The organism is Haladaptatus sp. HS23, from assembly GCF_056892285.1.
In genome coordinates, this window is sequence record NZ_JBXGLH010000001.1 from 1,090,891 (window position 1) to 1,107,384 (window position 16,494).

General features: G+C 62.0%; 15 protein-coding genes and 1 tRNA gene. 6 read left to right on the forward strand and 10 right to left on the reverse strand.

Annotated elements, in window-relative coordinates; genetic code table 11:
- Positions 1 to 67: 67 nt before the first annotated feature.
- The 3 genes from leuS to AC1XDK_RS05950 all read left to right on the forward strand — a co-directional run bounded on the left by leuS (position 68) and on the right by AC1XDK_RS05950 (position 3,870).
- Entirely contained in the window at positions 68 to 3,184 is a 3,117-nt protein-coding gene (gene leuS / locus AC1XDK_RS05940) for a leucine--tRNA ligase (protein ID WP_483348866.1), read from the forward strand.
- Between the two features lie 77 nt (positions 3,185 to 3,261).
- On the forward strand, positions 3,262 to 3,537 hold the full coding sequence (locus AC1XDK_RS05945; RefSeq protein WP_483348867.1) for a hypothetical protein: 276 nt from the start codon (positions 3,262 to 3,264) through the stop codon (positions 3,535 to 3,537).
- A 105-nt stretch (positions 3,538 to 3,642) separates the two neighbouring features.
- On the forward strand, positions 3,643 to 3,870 hold the full coding sequence (locus AC1XDK_RS05950) for a DUF7535 family protein (RefSeq protein ID WP_483348868.1): 228 nt from the start codon (positions 3,643 to 3,645) through the stop codon (positions 3,868 to 3,870).
- 50 nt (positions 3,871 to 3,920) lie between these two features.
- On the opposite strand, the gene AC1XDK_RS05955 is transcribed toward AC1XDK_RS05950, so the two are convergent.
- The 6 genes from AC1XDK_RS05955 to AC1XDK_RS05980 form a co-directional block, all read right to left on the reverse strand.
- Positions 3,921 to 4,907, reverse strand: a complete 987-nt coding sequence (locus AC1XDK_RS05955; protein ID WP_483348869.1) for an ornithine cyclodeaminase family protein — start codon at positions 4,905 to 4,907, stop codon at positions 3,921 to 3,923.
- 309 nt (positions 4,908 to 5,216) lie between these two features.
- Positions 5,217 to 5,852, reverse strand: coding sequence for a hypothetical protein (locus AC1XDK_RS05960; protein ID WP_483348870.1), 636 nt, complete (start codon positions 5,850 to 5,852; stop codon positions 5,217 to 5,219).
- A gap of 183 nt (positions 5,853 to 6,035) precedes the next feature.
- Positions 6,036 to 7,685: a thermosome subunit beta gene (thsB, locus tag AC1XDK_RS05965; protein ID WP_483348871.1), complete on the reverse strand. Its 1,650-nt coding sequence runs from the start codon at positions 7,683 to 7,685 to the stop codon at positions 6,036 to 6,038.
- A gap of 274 nt (positions 7,686 to 7,959) precedes the next feature.
- The gene (locus tag AC1XDK_RS05970; protein ID WP_483348872.1) at positions 7,960 to 8,520 is read right to left on the reverse strand and encodes a DUF7344 domain-containing protein; all 561 of its coding nucleotides are present in this window, start codon (positions 8,518 to 8,520) and stop codon (positions 7,960 to 7,962) included.
- Between the two features lie 72 nt (positions 8,521 to 8,592).
- Positions 8,593 to 9,210: a CAP domain-containing protein gene (locus AC1XDK_RS05975; protein ID WP_483348873.1), complete on the reverse strand. Its 618-nt coding sequence runs from the start codon at positions 9,208 to 9,210 to the stop codon at positions 8,593 to 8,595.
- A gap of 85 nt (positions 9,211 to 9,295) precedes the next feature.
- Positions 9,296 to 10,252 carry an ABC transporter permease gene (locus AC1XDK_RS05980; RefSeq protein ID WP_483348874.1) on the reverse strand — a complete coding sequence of 319 codons (957 nt, stop codon included), beginning with the start codon at positions 10,250 to 10,252 and terminating at the stop codon, positions 9,296 to 9,298.
- Between the two features lie 310 nt (positions 10,253 to 10,562).
- Here AC1XDK_RS05980 and AC1XDK_RS05985 point away from each other — a divergent pair, with 310 nt between their 5' ends.
- Genes AC1XDK_RS05985 through AC1XDK_RS05995 form a run of 3 tightly spaced genes read left to right on the forward strand, consistent with a single transcriptional unit; the run spans position 10,563 to position 14,133 of the window.
- Positions 10,563 to 11,768, forward strand: a complete 1,206-nt coding sequence (locus AC1XDK_RS05985; RefSeq protein WP_483348875.1) for an ABC transporter permease — start codon at positions 10,563 to 10,565, stop codon at positions 11,766 to 11,768.
- A complete protein-coding gene (locus AC1XDK_RS05990) occupies positions 11,765 to 12,790 on the forward strand; it encodes an ABC transporter ATP-binding protein (RefSeq protein WP_483348876.1) in 1,026 nt (341 codons plus the stop codon). Before AC1XDK_RS05985 ends, AC1XDK_RS05990 begins: the two co-directional genes overlap by 4 nt.
- On the forward strand, positions 12,787 to 14,133 hold the full coding sequence (locus AC1XDK_RS05995; protein ID WP_483348877.1) for an ABC transporter ATP-binding protein: 1,347 nt from the start codon (positions 12,787 to 12,789) through the stop codon (positions 14,131 to 14,133). The genes AC1XDK_RS05990 and AC1XDK_RS05995 overlap by 4 nt, the downstream gene beginning before the upstream one ends.
- A gap of 224 nt (positions 14,134 to 14,357) precedes the next feature.
- On the opposite strand, the gene AC1XDK_RS06000 is transcribed toward AC1XDK_RS05995, so the two are convergent.
- From AC1XDK_RS06000 to ilvA, 4 genes are all read right to left on the reverse strand, one after another.
- Positions 14,358 to 14,439 (reverse strand) — tRNA-Ser (locus tag AC1XDK_RS06000).
- Positions 14,440 to 14,481: 42 nt separating this feature from the next.
- The gene (locus AC1XDK_RS06005) at positions 14,482 to 14,670 is read right to left on the reverse strand and encodes a DUF7981 family protein (protein WP_483348878.1); all 189 of its coding nucleotides are present in this window, start codon (positions 14,668 to 14,670) and stop codon (positions 14,482 to 14,484) included.
- Positions 14,671 to 14,672: 2 nt separating this feature from the next.
- Entirely contained in the window at positions 14,673 to 15,053 is a 381-nt protein-coding gene (locus tag AC1XDK_RS06010) for a Rid family detoxifying hydrolase (protein ID WP_483348879.1), read from the reverse strand.
- Between the two features lie 69 nt (positions 15,054 to 15,122).
- Positions 15,123 to 16,334, reverse strand: a complete 1,212-nt coding sequence (gene ilvA / locus AC1XDK_RS06015; protein ID WP_483348880.1) for a threonine ammonia-lyase — start codon at positions 16,332 to 16,334, stop codon at positions 15,123 to 15,125.
- Positions 16,335 to 16,494 lie beyond the last annotated feature (160 nt).

Genomic DNA, 16,494 nt, shown 5'->3' on the forward strand with positions numbered 1-16,494 from the left:
CTTCCCAGCGGTTCTGCGAACCTGTCATGTGAACACCTCTTTTACCGTCGCACGCCTCCGGGAGGACATGAGCGACTACGACCCGCGGAGAATCGAGTCGAAGTGGCAGTCTCGATGGGCCGAAGAGGGACTGTACGAGGTCGACCCGTCCGATGAAGATAGCGCGGAGCAAAGCCCCGCGAACCGTTCGAGCGGGCACGGCCCGCGCGAAGAGGCCACCTTCGTCACGGTACCGTATCCGTATCCGAGCGGTGGCATGCACATCGGACACGCTCGGACCTACACCGTCCCCGACGTGTGGGCGCGCTACCGTCGTCTGCAGGGGGACAACGTGCTGTTCCCCATCGCGTGGCACGTCACCGGGACGCCCATCGTCGGCGCGGTGGAGCGCCTGAAAAACCGCGAACCGAAGCAGATGTCGGTGCTGCAGGACACCTACAACGTCTCCGACGAGGATTTGGCCGGGATGGAGACGCCGATGGGGTTCGCCCGGCACTTCATCGAGGACAGTTACAAGAAGAACATGCAGTCGTTGGGCCTGTCCATCGACTGGCGGCGCGAGTTCACGACGAACGACGAGCGCTATTCGAAGTTCATCACGTGGCAGTACGAGACGCTGAAGGAGCGCGGCCTGCTGGAGAAGGGCCTGCACCCCGTCAAATACTGTACGAACGAGGGGAACCCGGTCACGACCCACGACCTGTTAGAAGGCGAGGAAGCCGAGTTTCAGGAGTACACGCTCGTGAAGTTCGATTGGGCCTCTGACGATTCAGAAGTCACCGTCCCGATGGCAACGTTGCGCCCCGAGACGGTCCACGGCGTCACGAACGCCTACATCGACCCCGACGCGGAGTACGTCGAGGCCGACGTCGACGGCGAAACGTGGCTCGTCTCGGAGTCCGCGGCGGAGAAACTGGAACTGCAGGCACACGATGTCGAGGTCCACGGCCGCTTCACCGGCGAGCGACTGGTCGGCGAGCACGTCACGAATCCCGTCACGGGTGACGAGGTGCTGGTCCTGCCCGCGAACTTCGTGGACGCGGACAACGCCACGGGCGTCGTCATGTCCGTCCCGGCCCACAGTCCCGACGACTGGGTTGCTCTGCGAGAAGCAAAGAGCGCGGCGCGACGGACCGCGGATAAATCGAGCGGTGATGAACCGCGAGACGCCGACGATGCCCGGATGGAAGAGTACGGCATCGACCCCGCCGAAGTCTCCGCAATCGAACCGAAGGCCATCATCGACGTGGAGGGCTACGGCGAGTTCCCGGCGAAGGACGCCGTGGCGGAACACGGTATCGAGGACTCCTCGGACCCGGCGCTGGAGGATGCCACGCAGGAGGTGTACAACCGCGAGTTCCACAGCGGGAAACTGCGCGAGATGTACGGCGACTACGCCGGGGAAATCGTGGAGGACGTGCGCGACGACCTGAAGGCCGAGTTTCAGGGGCAGGGGTCGTTCGGCACGATGCACGAGTTCAGCGAGGAAGTCGTCTGTCGCTGCGGCGGGGCCGTCGAAGTCGCGGAACAGGACACGTGGTTCCTGTGTTACAACGACGAGGAGTGGAAGGCGAAGGCCCACGAAGCGGTCGCCGAATTGGACGCGATTCCGGAGAACACCCGCGAGCAGTACGACCACACCATCGACTGGTTGAACGAATGGCCCTGCATCCGCAACTACGGTCTGGGCACGCGCCTGCCGTGGGACGACGACTTCGTCATCGAACCGCTGTCGGACTCGACCATCTACATGTCCTACTACACCATCGCCCACCGCATCTCGGACGTGCCAGTGGAGGAGATGGACAAGGCGTTCTTCGACACGTTGTTTTACGGAAGCGAGGCGCAACGCGCCTCGGAAAACGCTCGCGGTGGTGAACCGCGAGCGAGCGAGACAGTCGAAGAACCGAACGAAACCGCGCTCTCGCTGCGCGAGGAGTGGGACTACTGGTATCCGGTCGATTATCGCTGTTCCGGGAACGACTTGGTCAGCAACCACCTGACGTTCTTCCTGTTCCACCACGCCGAGTTGTTCGACCCGGCGAACTGGCCGCGGGGCATCACCGTGATGGGCATGGGACTGCTGGAGGGCAAGAAGATGTCCTCCTCGAAGGGCCACGTCGTCCTGCCCGAGCACGCCATCGAAAAGTACGGCGCGGACACCGTGCGCTTCTTCCTGATGAACAGCGCGGAACCGTGGCAGGATTACGACTGGCGGAGCGAACAGGTCGAGAGCACGGGGAACCAACTGCGACGGTTCTGGAACCGCGCGAACGATCTCATCGACGGCGAGGCGCCACGCGCCTCGGAACGGTCGAGTGGCGCGGAACACAGTTCCGCGGACCATTCGAGCGGGCAACCCCCGCAAGAAGACGGTGACGAACCGCGAGACGCGCCGGAGGGAGGGCGCGACCTGCAACGCATCGACCGCTGGTTGCTGTCGAAACTGCAGGCGACGGTTCGAGAGGTCACCGACGCGATGGACCGGTTCGAGACGCGCTCGGCCAGTCAGGCCGCCTTCTACGGCTTCGAGGAACATCTGAAGTGGTACCGCAAACGCACCGACACGGACCGACCGGGCGCGCGCTGGACGCTCCGAACCGTGCTGAACGCCCGCCTGCGCCTGCTGGCTCCGTTCGTCCCGTTCATGGCGACGGAACTCAACGAGCGCCTGACCGGAAAGCCGATAGACGAGGCCGAATGGCCGGACGTGAACGCCGACTTCGAGAGCACCGTCACGGAAATCGAGGAATCGCTGGTCGAAGGGTTGACCGACGACGTCCGTGACATCGTGAACGTAACGGAGGCCGACCCCGAGACGATTCGGGTGTACGTCGCCGCCGACTGGAAACGGAAGGTGCTCTCGGCAGTCGTCGATACCGGCCCGAACGTCGGCGCGGTGATGGGCGAGGTCATGCAGGACGAGGAACTGCGCGAGAAGGGGGACGAGGTGAACCGACTCGTCCAGAAACTCGTCGAAGACGTGCGCGAACGTCCCGACGACCAAGTCTCGGTGCTGTCCGAACTGAACGAAGTCGAGGTGTACGAGGACGCTCGCGACTTCTTCGAACGCGAGTTCGAGGCCGACGTCGAGGTGTACCGCGAGGGCGAGGACGTGCCCGACCCGGAGGACAAGGCGCGACACGCCACCCCGATGCGCCCGGCCATTCATTTAGAAGGCTGACGGCGTTCGCTCGTTTCCGTCACGCTACTCGGACGACCACACAAGATTCATTGCGTAGTAATTTTCACCGTGAGGGTATGCCATCCGATAGACCGTTTTTCACCGCTCCCGAGGAGGAACTCGATACGACACAAATACTGTACGAAGCGCTCCCGCTCGCGAAGCTCGTCGCGGCCGTCGGCGTGGTCGCGTTCATCCCGATACTCCTGCAAACCACCCTGTTCGAAATCCTCGGGTTGGCTTCCCTCTTCGAACTCATCTTCACGTTCCTGACACAGCTCATCCTCGCCGTCGGGTCCGGTATCGTTCTGCTGTACATCATCGTCCGGGCCAACCAACTCACCGACGGGTGAGTCGCGTACCGGACCCAATGGAACCGTCGTAACCAATCCGAACCGAACTCGCAAAGCGGTCGTGCTGTGCGAACGCTTATGATTTAGCCCGTTGCCCGTTTCCACATGAGTCAGGGGAATTCGGGGGACCACCCCGTCACGAAGATTCTTCGAACCGTCACGCCGCCTTCCCGTGGCCACTCGGATAGCGAGATGAACACCATCGGCTTTGCCATGTTCCTGGGACTGCTCGTCCTGTTGGTTCCACTCTTGCCGTTCTTGATTATCATCTGGGTCATCTCGAAACTGACCGACGAACTCGCCGAGCGCGCACCGATTGGAGAAGAGGAGTAATCTCGGTGAGCGTCGTCACGTAAAAACGAACGTCCGTTTCGAGTCGCGGTTTACTGGCCGAGGAGGTTGAACGGGTAGCCGTTGTCGTTCTCGTTCGCGTGCTCGTAGACGACGTGGGCGGCCGCGACGTCCTGAATCGCCAATCCGGTGCTGTCGAAGACGGTCACGCCGTCGTCCTCGGTGCGCCCGTCCAGTTCGCCGATGACGATGTCGCCGATGTCGCCGTGGATGTCGTCGTCCGTGAGCGTACCCTCGTTGTACGGGACGTTGATTTCGCCCGAGTGGGTGGTCTGGGCGTGGTCGTCGATGACGAGTTTCGCGTTCAACAGGAGTTCGTCCGCGAGTTCGTGTTTGCCCTCCGCGTCGGCACCCATCGCGTTGATGTGGGTGTGGTCGCCGACGGCATCGGCGGAGACGATGGGCGTCTCGACGGGCGTCACGGTCGAGAGGATGTCACAGGAGGCCGCTTCCGCGATGGACCCCGAGCGGACGTCGAATTCGTCGCTGAAGTAGTCGACGAACTCCGCGACCGCTTCGTCGTCCAAGTCGCTAATGACGACGTCCTCGATGGGGCGAATCTTCGAGATGGCTTCGAGTTGCGTGTAGGACTGGACGCCGGCGCCGACCAGACCCATGCTCGTCGCGTCCTCGACGGCGAGGTGGTCCGTCGCCACGGCGGCGGCCGCGCCCGTGCGTTTCATCGTGAGTTCCGTCCCGTCCATGATGGCGAGCGGGAACGCCGTCTCGGGGTCGCTGTAAATCATCGTCCCCATGACCGTCGGCAGATCGAACGACTCGGGGTTGTCGGGGTGAACGTTGACCCACTTGATTCCGGCCGCGTCCCAGTCCTCGGCGTCGAGGTAGGCGGGCATCGACCGGAAGTCGCCGTTGTACTGCGGCAGGTCGATGTACGATTTCGCGGGCATCTGTGCGCTCCCGGTTGCGTACGCCGCGAAGGCGTCCTCGATGGCCCGAATGAGTTCGGGCATCTGTGTGTTTTCGTCGACCGCATCCTGATTGAGCAGGAGTGTCTCCATAGTCGGAGGGATACGCGGTTCCCACTTAGTTCCATCTCTTACTGATTTCGGTCCGCTTCCACCGTCGAGTACGGCGATTTTGGATATATATCACCACGAAGCATACGGAAAGTTGCTCTTTACGACAGTTGGATTGGTATCCACTCTTGTGCCACCGTTGGCAGTCGTATCCGGTAAAGGAGACACTCCTCGACTTGCGTCCAAGAAATCGGTTCAAATCCGATTAACGGCGATTTTTCCGACGAGGCCAACGAAAGACGGCCGAAAACCGATACGACGAGATGTGGGTTCCTCTAGGTACGACCCCCGTCAGCACCCATTTTTGTCTTTCCCCATGCTTCCGTGCTGGTGTTGCCCTTCGCCGTGTTCGCTTCCGCTATCGTGCTCACTTTCGTTCCCGCTTCCGTCCATCGAGTCGTCTTCTCCACCGTGTTCGTCGCCACGACCCACGATTTGTACGGAATCCCGGCCGGAAACCCCGTGTTCGCCGGCGTCGTCCCGTTCCCAGCGGAGTTCGGCGTCCGTCTCGTCGCCGTCGAATCCGGCGTCCGCAACGGAAAAGTGGAGCACCACGTCGTCGTTTCCGTCCCCATCCACGTCTTCGACGTGCCCGTCGTGAATCGGGCACGCTCCACCGCCGTCCGCGACGGCATCCGGAGCGCCGAACCGATACCGGACCGCCTCACTGGTCGGGTCGAACGCGTCGGTTTGGAGGACGGCGACGCGGACGACGCCTCGGCTACCGAGGTCGATTTCGTTCGCGTCGCTTCCCGGCCGTACGTCGATGTCGAGTTTCCGCGGGAAGTGGGCAACTGCGGTGCTACTGAGGGCTGGGACCGTGACTGCGGTCAGGGCGGCCCCGGCACCCGCCGTGAGGAGACGGCGGCGACCGAACTTGCGTGATTGTATCTCGCACTCGTCCGCGTTGTCTTTCGGGGTAGACACGGTACTTTCGAATCCTCACGGCCTGAAAATAGCGGTTCTGGCACGATTCTCGAAATGACCTGATAGAACCATTGATTGTACTGAAAACGAACAGCTATCAGGTACGAGTCCTCGAAAAAACTTCGTGAATTAGCCAGACAACGATTCGTCGAGGTGGGCGTGGGAGTCAGGTTGCTCCCGAATTTACATTGCGCCGCCCATGCCGCCCATACCGCCCATGCCACCCATACCGCCGGGTGCGCCGCCTTCGTCGCCACCCTTGTCGGTGGACAGGTCGCCGGCGGAGATGATGTCGTCTATTTTGAGGACGAGGTTCGCGGCCTCGGTGGCACTGGAGAGTGCCTGCTCCTTGGCGTGTGCGGGCTCGACGATGCCGGCCTCGAAGGTGTCTTCGACGTCACCGCTGAAGACGTTCAGGCCAGCGCGCTTCTCGCCGTCCTCGTGTTCCGCGCGGAGGTCGACGAGCGTGTCGATGGAGTCCAGTCCGGCGTTCTCGGCGAGAACGCGCGGGACGAGTTCGAGGGAGTCAGCGAACGCCTCGACGGCCAACTGTTCGCGGCCTTCGACGCTGTCGGAGTAGTCGCGGAGTCGGGAGGCGAGTTCGACTTCGATGGCACCGCCACCGGAGACGATTCGGCCGTCACTGACGGTCTGGGCCACGACGTCGAGCGCGTCCGTGATACCGCGTTCGAGTTCGTCGACCACGTGGTCGGTGGAACCGCGGAGGAGGAGCGTGACGCCGTGTGCGTCGTCGCCGCCCGAGACGTAGAACAGTTCGTCGCTCTCGTCGCGGGTGACGCTACCCTCGGCGACGTCGTCCTCGCTCGCGCTGTCGAGGTCCGAGACGATGGTCGTGTTGAGGACCTCGCGGAGGAACTTGATGTCGCTCTTCTTCGCGCGGCGGACGGCGAGGATGCCTTCCTTGGCGAGGTAGTGCTGTGCGAGGTCGTCGATGCCCTTCTGGCAGAAGACGACGTTCGCGCCGGTGTCCTTGATCTGCTCGACCTTCTCCTTCAGCTGTGCTTCCTCGCGGTCGAGGAAGTTCTTGAGTTGGTCGGGGTCGTTGATGGAAATCTCGGTGTCGACGTCGGTCTCCTCGACTTCGACGGCCTCGTTGAGGAGGAGGACCTTCGCGTCCTCGACGGAGGTCGGCATGTTGTCGTGGACGGGGTCCTTGTCGATGACCGCGCCTTCGAGCAGTTCGGACTCGCCGGCGGAGCGGCCGGTCTGCGTCTCAATGTTGACGTATTCGAGGTCGACGGTGTCCTCGACGGTGACGGCCTGAACCGCGTCGACGATGATCTGGCTCAGGACTTCCTTGTTGAGTTCGGCACCTTTGCCGGTCATGCTGGTTTCGGCGACTTTGCGAAGGAGGTCCTCGTCGTCGGTATCGACTTCGTCCGCGATGTTGTCGATTTCCTCGCGCGCTTTCTCGCTCGCGAGGTGGAATCCTTTGATGACCGCCGTCGGGTGGATGTCCTGTTCGAGAAGGTCTTGTGCGTTCTTGAGAAGCTCGCCCGTGACCGCCACGGCCGTCGTCGTGCCGTCACCCGCTTCGTCCTCTTGGGTTTCGGCGACTTCGATGATCATCTCGGCCGTCGGGTTGTCGATGTCCATCTCCTTGAGGATGGTCACGCCGTCGTTCGTGATGGTGACGTCGCCCATCGAATCGACGAGCATCTTGTCCATCCCTTTCGGGCCGAGTGTGGAGCGTACCGCGTCCGCAACCGCTCGCGCCGCGGTGATGTTGTGTTCCTGCGCGTCCTTGTCCTTGACTCGCTGGGAATCCTCGGACATTACGATCATCGGCTGACCTTGCATGCGCTGACTCATAGTACAAGAGCGACTATGATTGTGCTTCTATATAAATCTTTATCTACTCTCCAATCACGGCAACCGGTTCGGCCGATTCAGAAATCGGGAAATCACCGTAGGGCGGTCGGGAATGACAAAATCCGTGCCGTTGGTTAACACGGGTCTCTCGGGTCGAACTGCTTTTCGAACCTTTATTTATATACTCCGATACGCCGTGGTTCCGACCCGTCTCCATCTCGCTCGGCGCGTCCGCTACGGTCTCGCTTCGACTCTCCCCTCTCTAATTCCCCGTTTACTTCTCTTCGGGCACTTCCGTATGTCCGAGCCGGAGGTTCCGATAATAGTACATGTGAGCGCCGCCGGACACGGTCACCAGCGCGGCGAGTCCGACCGCCCACCCGATGTCCGGAACGAGACCGAGCGGTCCCGCGTTGAACCACGCCCCCGTCAGCAGCGTGAGGCTGATACAGCCTAACACGAAATAGTACTCCGACCACGGGAGGTTGTTGTCCGGAATGATTTCGAGATACGTGTTCAGCGGTTCCGCCCTGTCAGTCAGTGTTACCTCACCACGTGCGGGTTCGTAGTCGATGAATCCGGTCTCGTCGAGTTTCGGGAGGTGGGCTTGCTGGAGCGTGTTGTACACCCGTTTGCGCTGTTGTGAGGTCACGTCGTCGACGATGACGTCGTTTTCCCACGCCGCGATTTGGGTCGCGAGGTCCCCTATCTCGGCCGGCCCCTCGTTTCGTCGCAAGTAGTGGAGCGCGTACCGTCGTCGCTGATTGCTTAGAATCTGGAATATGACGTCTCTCGACAGTTGGGCTTCCTTCACTCTATCGGCTCGTTCAGTCATTATGTCGTTTCGCACACGGCGACTGTTCGTCTTTGAGACGACTCTCGAACTATTTAATTTTTTGGACCGGCCTCAGCAGAAGTCCTCCGTCGCGTATATTCGCCCGTTCTCGGTGTAATAGATGCCAAGTCCCTCGCGCTGCCATCGTTTCGCGAGGATGTTCTCCCGGTGGTCGGGCGAGTGCATCCACTGCGAGACGACCCCCCGAGCGAGCTCCTTCGCGGCTCGGTACCGAACGACGTCCCCGCTGTCGGTCCGTACCCGTCGGTCGAAGTAGGTATACGCGATGTTCTCCCCGGCCCCTCGAAGGCAGTGATAGTTCGCCCGCCGATAGCGGTCGCCGGGGTCGATACCGGACGGTGAAACGTGTGCGAAGTAATCCTTGCGCCCCATATCGACGCTGTGGTCCCGTGCGATGGCACGCAGTGCCGCATCGAATTCGAGCGGGGCCAATCCTCGCTGTGTCCGTTCCCTGTTCACCGCGACGTGGATGTAGAATTCGACCCACCGGCGGAACCGCGTCTCGTGCGGGTCGGTGAGTCGTCCCGGTCGGTCCTGTGGAACGTCGACCACTCGTGCGCCCTGTGCCGAATCGAGCGTTCGCTCGCCGGGAACGTGATAGCCGGCCAAGTACGACCCGAAAAACAGCACCGTCAGGAGGACGAGGGCGACGGGGAGGAGCGAGCGCATTCGTTCCCCCTTCGACCCCCGCAAAGATGAATGTCCGGGCAGGTAGGGTCGGTTCGAGTGCGGGCGACCGCCGTTTCGACACGATTTACTCGTAGTTGACGCGGGGGTCCACGAGTACGTACGCCACGTCCTGCAGGAAGTTCCCCGCTAATCCAATGAGGATGGGTATCATCGTCGTCGCGAGGATGAGCCCCGCATCGCGGCTTTTGATGGCTTCGAACGCGAGCGAGCCGAATCCGGGGATGCCGAACACCATCTCGACGACGAGAACCGTGATGAACAGCATGGTGAGCGTTTCAGTGAAAAAGAGTGAGACGAGCGGCAACGCCGCGTTCCGTAGTACGTGTCGTGTGACGTCCCACGCCGTTGCACCGTTGGCCCGCAGCGTCTTCACGAACTCGGCGGGCACGTATTCGAGCGACGTGGACCGCGCATACCGAATCTGTACCGTGAGGAGGTTGACCGTCACGACGAATATCGGGAGCAGCATGAACGGGAGGTTTTGGGGCGTCCACAGTCCGTACCGCGTGTCGAAGTACGACGCCTGAATGCTCACCCGTTCGAGGACGATGAGGGACGACCAACTCGCCAGCCAGAACCCGGGCATTCCCAACCCAGGATACGTGACGGCGGTGACGAGACGGTCCACGTAGCCGTGCTGGTGGACCGCCGAGTACAGGCCGATGAACGTCCCGATAACGGTGGACAACACGATGGCGGGGAGCAGATAGGTGAGCGTGAGCGGGACCGTATCGGCCAACAGGTCCGTGACGGGTGCCCCGTTGATACTCTCACCCCAGTCGAACGTCGTGTACGCGACTATCCACTTCACGTAGCGGTCGAGTATCGGTTCGTCGTAGTTTCTCGCGGCACCGTAGGCGTGTTCCGCCTTCTCGACCGACCCGCCGCCCAACCCCGCCATGAGTCCTGCCGTCTTCTGATTGGGGTCAGGTGCGTACGCGTAGACCAAAAAGACGGACGAGAGGAGGAGGTACGCTGCGAAAACCGTCCAGAGTGCTCGTTTGACGATGTATCGGCGCACGTTACGGTTCCTCCCGCGACCACGATAGTTCGTTCCTGTCCGGCGCTATCGGTCCCGTCTCGCGGGTCGTCCGTCTCACCACGTCCATGGTAGTAGTACGCACATTCCGTCCTGTTCGAATAAGTGTTTCCTGTGCTACAAACTACGCGACGTATTCGGTACGAGGCCGGTCCGGAACACCCCAGGAAACGAGAGCGACGTTTTTTATACCCCTATTGCATTGCTAGCGTTAGTCTGTCATTCAATTGTCTCGTCTGCAGAATTAGCGTCACTCTGCAGTACGAGGCCCGACGACAGGATTCGACCGCCCATGGCCACACGAAACGACACGTTCGACACGATAGAGTGGAACGAGTATACGAGCAGTTCGCGGGGGATTGCTCGACGAACGGCGGCGTTTTCGCTCGTCGCTCTCGCGTTAGCTATCGGATTCTCCTACGACCTGTTCTTCCTCCCCGATACCGACCCGGTCCTCTGGGAGTGGAACGTGACCGCGCTGGATTGGCTATTTATGCTTTCGCTCGCCGTCTTCTTCTTTTTCGTCATCCTCCCCCTCGTTCGAAACCGGGACCTCACTCGTCGTCGGTGGAATCACCTCAAAACGAACCCGGTGGCCATCGCCAGTCTCTGCTATCTCGTTTTCTTCTTCCTCGCCGGACTCATCGCGCCGATGTTTCTGTCCCCGCTTCGTGACGCCATCGTGGCCGCGGACGGGTCCAGGTACGGAATCACGCCGTATCAGCCACCGTTCGGGTTTACCGTCCCGTTCTACGGCATCGGCATCACTCGCTGTGTCGGTACTCTCGCGGATAAGGTGTGTCACGGAAGCCTGATTCATCCGCTCGGCACCACCGGAAGCGGGGAGGACATGCTGGTCGAAATCCTTCAAGGAATGCGCATCGCACTCCAAGTCACGCTCATCAGTGCGACGCTCATCGCCCCCCTGGCAACCGCGGTCGGGACCGTCGCGGCCTACTTCGGCGGGACTATCGACGAGGTCCTGATGCGCTACGTGGACATTCAGCAGGCGGTTCCGCCGCTGTTCGTCTTCCTCCTCCTGCAGGCGCTGTACGGTGGGAGCATCCTGCTCATGATCGTCGTTTTCGGACTGTTGAGTTGGGGGAGCACCGCCAGACTCGTTCGAAGCGAGGCGCTCCAGAAGTCCGAACTCGGGTTCATCCGCGCCGCGAGAGGTGCGGGAAGCGGCCACCGAAGACTCATCCGCGACCACCTCCTCCCGAACGTTTCGAGTACCGTCCTCGTCTCCGTAACGCTCCAGATTCCGACGCTGCTCCTCATCGAAGCGATGCTCGGCTACTTCAAACTCCACGGCGACGGGCAGAACTCGTGGGGCTACCTCGTCTACGCCGCCTTCCACAACGATTTCCACCCGACGTTCCTCTGGTGGGCGGAGGTGATTCCGGTGGTGTTTCTCGTCCTCACCGTCGCCTCGTTCAGCTTTTTGGGCGACGCGCTCCGCGAGATTCTCGACCCGCGAACGCGGGAGGGACTATGAGCGACCCCCTCCTTTCCGTTATGGGGCTTCGGACGACGTTCGAAACCCCCCGCGGCACCGTCAGAGCGGTCGATGGCGTTTCGTTCGACGTGAATCGCGGGGAGACCGTCTGCCTCGTCGGCGAAAGCGGGTCCGGAAAGACCGTCGCCTGCGAGTCGATAACCCGACTGATTCCGACGCCGCCGGGCGATATCACGGACGGTCGAATCGTCTTCGACGGCGACGACATCCGGGACTGTTCGTCGAGTGAACTCCGCGAGATTCGGGGCAACCGAATCGCCTACGTCTTTCAAAACCCGCAGAACGCGCTCGACCCGGTGTACAGCGTGGGCCGACAGGTCGCCGAGTCGATTCGCTACCATCAGGACGTGAGCAAGGACACGGCCCGTCGACGTGCGGTCGAACTCCTCAACCGGGTCGGCATTCCGAGGGCCGAGGTTCGGGCGGACGACTACCCACACGAGTTCTCGGGCGGGATGCGCCAGCGCGTCGTCATCGCCATGGCGTTGGCGGGCGAACCGGACCTGCTCATCGCGGACGAACCGACGACGGCGCTCGACGTGACCATCGAAGCCCAAATTTTAGAGCTGCTCGCGGACTTGCAGGTCGAACGCGACATGGCGATTCTGTTCGTCACGCACGACCTCGGCGTCGTCGCCCAAATCGCGGACCGTGTGGTCGTTCTGTACGCCGGGAAGGTCATGGAACGGGGGACCGTCCACGACGTCTTCGACCAACCCGCTCATCCGTACACGCAGGCGCTTCTCGATTGTCTCCCCGGCCGCGGTGGAGCGTTACGACCCATCGGCGGGTCGATAGCCGACCCCGTTTCACCCCCGTCCGGGTGTCGCTTCCATCCGCGGTGTCCACACGCGACCGACGAGTGTACGGAACGTGGACAACCGCCGTTCTACGGCGTGACGAACTCCCAGCAGGTTTCGTGTGTCTTCTACCGCGAGGGCCGTGACTCCTCGGTGGTTCTCGGCGACGAACCCGCACTGGCAGGGGAGGATGGTCGATGAAGGAAGACGACCCCGCGGGAACGGCGGCGTCGACCGAGGCGTTGCTCTCCGTACGTGGGCTGAAAAAGCTGTATCCCGTCACGGAGGGTATCACTCGGAAGGAAACGGGCACAATCCACGCGGTGGACGGCATCGACTTCGACGTTTTCCCCGGCGAGACGGTCGGCCTCATCGGCGAATCCGGAAGCGGCAAATCGACGGCCGCGACGACGCTGTTGTCGCTCGAAGACCCGACCGCCGGGACGGTCGCGTTCGACGGTGAGGACATCGGCGCGTTCGACCGCGCCCAAACCAAGTCGTTCCGTCGCCGCGCACAGATGGTGTTTCAGGACCCGACGACGACGTTCGACCCTCGGATGAAAGTCGGCAAATCGGTCGCGGAACCGCTCTCGATTCACGGCATGACCGACGCCGACCAACGCCGGGCGATAACCGAGGATTTGCTCTCCCGCGTCGGTCTCTCGACGGAGGAGTTCGACCGGTATCCGCACGAACTCTCAGGGGGACAGAAACAGCGTGCGGCGTTGGCACGGGCGTTGATTCTGAACCCCGACTTGCTCGTCTTGGACGAACCCGTCTCGGCGTTAGACGTGTCCGTGCAGGCCGAAATCCTCGCCCTGCTCTCCGACCTGCAGTCGACGTTCGACCTCTCGTTGCTCCTCATCAGCCACGACATGGGCGTCGTCCGGGAAATCTGTGACCGCGTGGCGGTGATGTACCTCGGCGAAATCGTCGAGCGCGGCCCGACGGAGGACCTGTTCCGCAATCCCCAACACCCCTACACGCAGGCGCTCGTCTCGGCGATTCCGACCCCGGACCCGGACGCGGCGACCGACCGGGTACCCCTCCGCGGGGACGTTCCCGACGCCGCCTCGCCGCCGTCCGGGTGTCGGTTCCATCCCCGCTGCCCGGCGGTCGTCCCTCCCGAGGGGTACGACTTCGAACAGGACGAGTGGCGGTCCGTGATGGACCTCAGGGATGCGGTTTCGGGCGGCGAGGTCGACCTCGATTCGCTCCGAGGGCTGGTAGTTGCACGAGATGAAGCGGAAACGGAGGCGGCCGTCTCCGACGAACGACTCCGCTTCGCCCTCCGCAAGGAGTACGATATCCCTGACGAACTGTCCGATTCGGAGGCCGAAGCGGTGTTGTCGGCCGCACTTTCTGCGGTCACTTCCGGGGACGTGGACGCTGCGGACGAACGCTTGTCCGAGAAATTCTCGACGGTTTGCGAACGGGAGTCTCCCGAGGAGCAGGCGACCGGTGCCGGACACCCGGCGGCCTGTCATCTACACGATTCGCCGACGGAACCGGACGAGGAATGGGAGTGGGCGTCGGTGGACTGAACTCCTGATGGCGCTCTGAAAACGCCGAGACTGGGATTGAACTCGCCGAGACGTTCCTGCTCGCTCGTTTCGCTCACGGCTTCGCCGTTCGCATCGAGGCGCGAAGCGCCTCGTACTCGTTCCCGGACACGCGACTCGTCTGCTCACATCCCTCGGCGATTTTCCGCTCACGATGTCGTGAGCACACGCTCCGCGGCGCTCACGGTCTTGTTCGCGGAGAAATACGCCGGGACTGGGATTTGAACCCAGAATCCCATACGGGAACACGCTTTCCAGGCGTGCGCTTTGCCATTCGGCCATCCCGGCCTACCACTTCGTTACCCCGTGTCGGTTTTAAACCCTTCTTTTCTAATCGAGTACCCCGTCGGCGACGTAGCTGAGAATCGGCGCGCCGATCGCCACGACGAGCGTCGCCCCTGCCTTCACCCCCAGCGAGTAGCGGTAGTCGGCCACCAGTTCGTAGCCTTGCAGGAGGACGAGAAACGAGAGGACGCCGATGACGCCCCACAGGAGGCTCGCCTTGACGCGGGGGTTCACGATTACTCGGTGCTGGCGATGGCCTCGATTTCGACGCCGACGCCCTTCGGCAGGTTGGCGACCTCGATGGCGCTGCGGGCCGGTGGGTTGTCTTGGAAGTACTCCTTGTACGATTCGTTCATCTCGTCGAAATCACGGATGTCCTCCATGAACACCGTCACCTTCAGTACGTCCTGCATGGTCAGGCCTTCCTCTTCGAGGATGCCCTTGACGTTCTCCAAACTCTGGCGGGTCTGGACCGCGATGTCCTCGTCGTCGAGGAGGTCGCCGTCGGGCGTCATCGGTATCTGTCCGGCGGTAAACAGAATGTCGCCGTTGGTGGTCGCCTGACTGTACGCACCGACAGCCTCCGGTGCATCCTTCGTGCTGATAGTTCGCTTCATGCAGGTGACTTCGGTTCCCAGAACTTAAACCTACGTCAATAGACGACGAAAAATCAAACGAATTGCAGGTTACACGAGAACTTCCACGTCGAATCCGTTGTCGCGGAGCGAGTCGAGAAGCGCCTCCACGTGTGCCGGTCCGCGGGTTTCGAGGTCGAGTTCGACCTCCGTCGCGTTCATTCCGATGTCACGCGAGGTGCGGTCGTGCTGGATCGCATAGATGTTCGCCTGCGCGTCGGCGATGACGTCGAGGAGCTTTCGGAGCGACCCCGGACGGTCCTTGAGGACGGTTTTGAGTTTCACGTAGCGGCCGGTTTCGACCAACCCGCGCACGATGACCGTCGTGAGGAGGTTCATGTCGATGTTGCCGCCGCTGAGGACCGGGACGACGACTTCGTCGTCCGCGTAGTCGAACTTCCCTTCGAGAAGTGCGGCGAGCGGTACCGCGCCAGCGCCCTCCACGAGCGTCTTCCCCCGTTCGAGCAGGTAGGCGAGCGCCACCGCGATTTCGGAGTCGGAGACGGTGACGACTTCGTCTACGCGCGCGTCTATCACGTCGAAGGTCCGCTGACCCACACAGCGAGTGGCGATGCCGTCCGCGATGGTATCCACGCTGTCGAGGGTCTGGACCGACCCTTTCCGGAGCGAGTCGGCGACGCTGGATGCGCCTTCCGCTTGTACGCCGATGACCCGTGCGTCCGGATTTTTCCCCTTGATCGCGGTCGCGATGCCGCTGATGAGGCCGCCGCCACCGATGGGGACGACGACGGTTTCCACCTCGGGAAGGTCGTCCATGATTTCCAGCCCGATGGTTCCCTGTCCGGCCATCACCGTCTCGTCGTCGAAGGCGTGGACGTAGGTCCGTCCCTCCGTCTCCTCGATTTCGTGGGCGTGTCCCGCAGCCTCGTCGTAATCCTCGCCGTACAACACCGCCTCCGCACCGTAGTTCTCCGTCGCGCGGACCTTCGAAATCGGGGCGTGTTTCGGCATGACGATCTTCGAATCGACCCCGCTTCGCGTCGCCGCGAGCGCAACGCCCTGTGCATGGTTCCCCGCGCTGGCCGTGACGACGCCCGCCTCCTTTTCGGCCTCCGAAAGCGTCATGATGCGGTTGGTCGCGCCGCGAATCTTGAACGACCCAGTGCGCTGGAACGTCTCCAGTTTCATGTGCACCTCCGCCCCCGTCATCCGAGTAAACGTATGAGAGTAATCGAGCGGTGTGTGCCGGGACGTTTCTGCCACCCGGTCCCGGGCCGCCAGCACGTCTTCGAGCTCTAACATGGTTGTCGGTAGTTTTTGCGACGCTTTATCGTTTGGGAACTGTACCGGCGAATTCGTGACAGTTTCAGCACCCGCGACCCGATTTCGAGTCAACATCTTCGGAAACGAGGTTTCGGTGACTCCCGCCGTGTCCTCGTCCCGTTTTCGTCGGAGCGCTTTC